Raw genomic sequence first — 4,063 nt, forward strand, 5'->3', positions numbered from 1 at the left:
AAAGAAGATAATTATACTTGCATTTAGCATAATGTTTATGAATGGAATTGTTAATAATATCAGAGGTCAAGTTGGCCCATATATTATGGATGATTTTGGTCTCAACTACAGCCGACTTGGTTTTTTGCTGTCATTTATATCAATTGGCTCAATGCTGGTATACTTTGTAAGTGGTAAATTAATCGAAAAATTTGGACTGATAAAAATACTCTTCTATGGAATAATTCATAATATATTGGCCTTAACAATTGTTTTTCTATCAGCGAACTATTATACTTTAATATTTGGACTTTTTTTGGTTGGTTCTGGTATTACCCTTTTAAGTATTGCTGCTATTAATCTCACCTCAATTTCTTACAGCAAAAAGAGAGGAAAGATGATCAACCTGCTTCATTTATTTTATGGAGCTGGTGGTATTATTGCTCCTTATTTCGTAACTTCAGTTATTAAGCTCGGTTTCAGCTGGAATTATTCATTTTTGTTTTCAATTGCTTTATTAATAATTATCTTTTTTGAATTCAACTCAGCTTCACTGCCGGATATCGAGAGCAGTGGTAAAAAAATAATGAAAACAACTTCAGAGCTGCTTAAGGATAAAAAGGTAATTTTATTTTCTCTAATCGTATTTTTTCAGGTGGGAGTAGAATTTTCGATTGTGACCTGGCTGGCCCCCTTTTTAAGAGATGCTCAGTCAAGATCTGATCTAACAGTTAGTTTCTATTTATCCCTCTTTTTTATCTGCTTTACTGCAGGCAGATTTGCGGCCAGTATTATAGTTGAAAAAATTGGTTATTACAATTTTATGATCATTTCGGGATCACTGGCAGCTTCTTTAATTTCTACAGCCCTAATTGGCGGCTATAACTTTACAATTCTAATTCCAATTTCCGGACTATTTCTGGCAGGTCAGGTGCCAACACTGCAGGCAGCAATTTTAGATAGTTTTGACAGCAGTGGTATTAAAGTGGTAGGTTTTGCTCAGACTGCCGGGATGTTTGGTTTAACTGTGCTTTCCAACTGGGTGGTTGGATTTATCAATGATTTTATTGCAATTGAGGCGGGCTTTATCTTTCTGGTTATTATTCTGGGAGCAGCAATTTTAATTACATATTATCTAAAAATGATTACTCAAAATAAGGCAGCTGAATTATAATATTTAATCTAAAATAGATAAAGGATGATTTTAATGACAGAAAAATGGTGGCATGATTCAGTAATTTATCAGATTTATCCAAAGAGTTTTAATGACAGCAATAGTGATGGCATTGGTGATTTGCGGGGTATTATAGAAAAACTTGATTATTTAAATCGGCTGGGAATAGATCTAATCTGGCTCAGTCCGGTGTTTTCTTCCCCGATGAAGGATAACGGTTATGATATTGATGACTATTATGCCATTGCAGAGCAGTTTGGCTCAATGGAGGAGATGGAAGAATTGATAGCTGAGGCTGACAAAAGAGGTATAGGGATTATGATGGATTTAGTAATTAATCACAGTTCTGATCAGCACCGGTGGTTTAAGGAATCCAGAAAATCTAAAGCTAGTCCAAAAAGAGATTACTATATCTGGAAGGATCCAAAGGCAGATGGCAGCCCACCTACAAACTGGCGCTCAATTTTTGGGGGCTCAGCCTGGACCTATGATCAGCATACTAAACAGTATTATTTACATACCTTTGCTAAAGAACAGCCTGATTTAAACTGGGAAAATAAAAAGCTGCGGCAGGAATTATATCAGCTGGTAAACTGGTGGCTGGAGAAGGGACTGGCCGGGTTTAGAATAGATGCAATCAGCTACATAAAAAAGAGTAGATTTAAAGATCAAAAAGTCAATGGTCCTGACGGACTGGGCAGCATTTTTGAGGCTTCTGCCAATCAGCCGGGGATTTTAGATTTATTAAATGAATTAAAGGCAGAGACTTTTTCCAACTATCAGATTCTAACTGTGGCAGAATTATATGCAGAAGATAACAAAAGGATGCAGGAGTTTGCCGGTGATGACGGCCCCTTTGATCTGGTCTTTGATTTCCGCCATGTTGATTTAGATTTAAGTGAGGGCAGTGAGTGGTTTAAGGAAAGAGACTGGGATCTAGTTGAGCTAAAAGAGCGCTTAAATGAGATTCAAAAAACTTATGCTGATGACAGGAGAGCTGCTATTTTTTGGGAGAATCACGACCAGCCCCGTTCTCTAAATAAGTATTTAAGTGAAGCTGAAATCAATGATTATTCAATTAAGATGCTGGCAGCTGTTTTTATGCTGCAGCGGGGAATCCCCTTTATCTACCAGGGGCAGGAAATTGGAATGAGCAATGTTAAATTTGAAAATATTGATGATTATCAGGATCTGGCAACCCACGGTTTATATCAGGAAGCCTTAAAGGCAGGTTATGACAAAGAAGAAGTGATGGAGGTTGTCTGGAGAAGAAGCAGGGACAACAGTCGGACCCCAATGCAGTGGTCTGATGCTGAAAATGCAGGCTTTTCTAAAGCTGAGCCCTGGCTCAAAGTTAATCCCAATTATCAGGAAATTAACGTAGAAGAAAATCTAAAAAATGATAATTCTATCTTTTATTTTTATAAAGAACTGATCAAGCTCAGAAAAAACAGCCCCTATCAGGAAATAATTGTTGATGGCAAATATCAGCCTCTTTTAGAATCAGATCCAAATCTGATAGCCTATCTCAGAGAAAAAGAAGGAGAGAAGCTGCTTTTAGCTGCTAATTTTAAAAATAAAGAGGTTGAGATCAATTTAGACTATCAGGTTGCAGAAATTATTTTAAGTAATTATCCTGAATTCGATTACCGAGCTTTAAAAGGTAAAAAAATCGATTATCAGTTAAGTCCCTTTGAAACAATTCTACTTAAAGTTAAATAATTTAAAAAAGACTGCTGAATATTATAGTTCAGCAGTCTTTACAATTTCTATTGAGTTTAGCTTAAGCGGCAAAACCCTGCTTAATTTTTATTTCTTGAGCAGAGTTTTGATAGGAATTTTCTCTTTTATTAAGCAGATATTTATTTTCAAATTTTGAATCCTCATTTTTCTTTATTTCAGTTGAATCCTCATTTTCTTTTTCCTCACCACTGAATTCTTTTTGATTTAATTCAGCCTGTGCTTCCATCTTCATCCGGGTTGCCTTAGCTGCAATCTGCATGTCAGCTCCCGAAGGCTGGGCAGGTGCCATAGCAGCTCTTTTAATTTGATCTGCTTTTTTAACAGTTTCTTCCGGTGTTTTGGCGGGAGAAGTTTCAATATCTACCGATCCACCAACAGCATAGCGTTTGTTGTCCGGACCAGTTGTATAACTATAAGAGGCTGAGCCGGCATACTGTCCACCTGCCGACTGATGAGCCATTTCATGAGCACGAACTTCTCGATCTCTGCGCTTTAACTTCTCTATTTCCCGCTGTTCAGCTTTGCTGAATTCATTTTCTGTTGAATTTTCATTTTTATTTTCATAGTTTTGATTCTGCCCCTCGGCAGAACTTGAGGAATTATCCACAGCATTATCAAAACTATTATTTTGACTACTTTTATCTTCAGAAGTGTTGATTCCTATATCAATATCTTTTGACTGAGAGTTGCTGTTATTAATATCTGATTTAATAGCCCAACCAGGAACCGGCTGGCTGTTAAGTGCTGAAAGTGCTAACATTTAGCTCACCCCTCTAATCTCTTTTCCTTATTATACTATATTTATAATTTTCAAGCAACTAAATCAGCTAATTTAAGAAAAATAATAAAATCCCCTCTAAAAATGCTTTACAGAATCTCAAAATAGTGCTATAATTAACTTAGTTAATTTAATAAATTAACAAAGAAACGGGTGTGAGAAAAATGGAAAAAGGCAGCTTTAAAAACATGAAAAAACAAAATCAAAAAAACATACTTACTTTAATTAAAAATGAGGATGGTATTTCCAGGGCGCAGATAGCAGAAAAACTTGATGTCTCTCGGGCCACTGTAACCAATATTGTTAGGGAACTGGTTAAACTTGAACTGGTTGAAGAGTCAAAAATGGGTGAATCCCGCGGGGGCAGAAGGCCGATGCTGCTCAAACTG

General features: G+C 36.4%; 4 protein-coding genes. 3 read left to right on the forward strand and 1 reads right to left on the reverse strand.

Going from position 1 to position 4,063, the window contains the following annotated elements:
* Together CI949_RS17830 and CI949_RS17835 are read left to right on the forward strand one after the other, a co-directional pair.
* Positions 1 to 1,153: sugar MFS transporter (locus CI949_RS17830; protein ID WP_290768850.1), on the forward strand; the 1,153-nt coding region annotated here is incomplete at its 5' end.
* Between the two features lie 33 nt (positions 1,154 to 1,186).
* Positions 1,187 to 2,875, forward strand: a complete 1,689-nt coding sequence (locus CI949_RS17835) for an alpha-glucosidase (RefSeq protein WP_290768852.1) — start codon at positions 1,187 to 1,189, stop codon at positions 2,873 to 2,875.
* 61 nt (positions 2,876 to 2,936) lie between these two features.
* Here CI949_RS17835 and CI949_RS17840 read toward each other — a convergent pair whose 3' ends face one another.
* Positions 2,937 to 3,656 (reverse strand): putative metalloprotease CJM1_0395 family protein, encoded by a 720-nt coding sequence (locus CI949_RS17840; protein WP_290768855.1) that lies wholly within the window; start codon positions 3,654 to 3,656, stop codon positions 2,937 to 2,939.
* Positions 3,657 to 3,838: 182 nt separating this feature from the next.
* Here CI949_RS17840 and CI949_RS17845 point away from each other — a divergent pair.
* A partial coding sequence (locus CI949_RS17845; RefSeq protein ID WP_290769919.1) for a MarR family transcriptional regulator occupies positions 3,839 to 4,063 on the forward strand: 225 nt, incomplete at its 3' end.

The sequence above is a fragment of the Halanaerobium sp. genome (assembly GCF_003070835.1).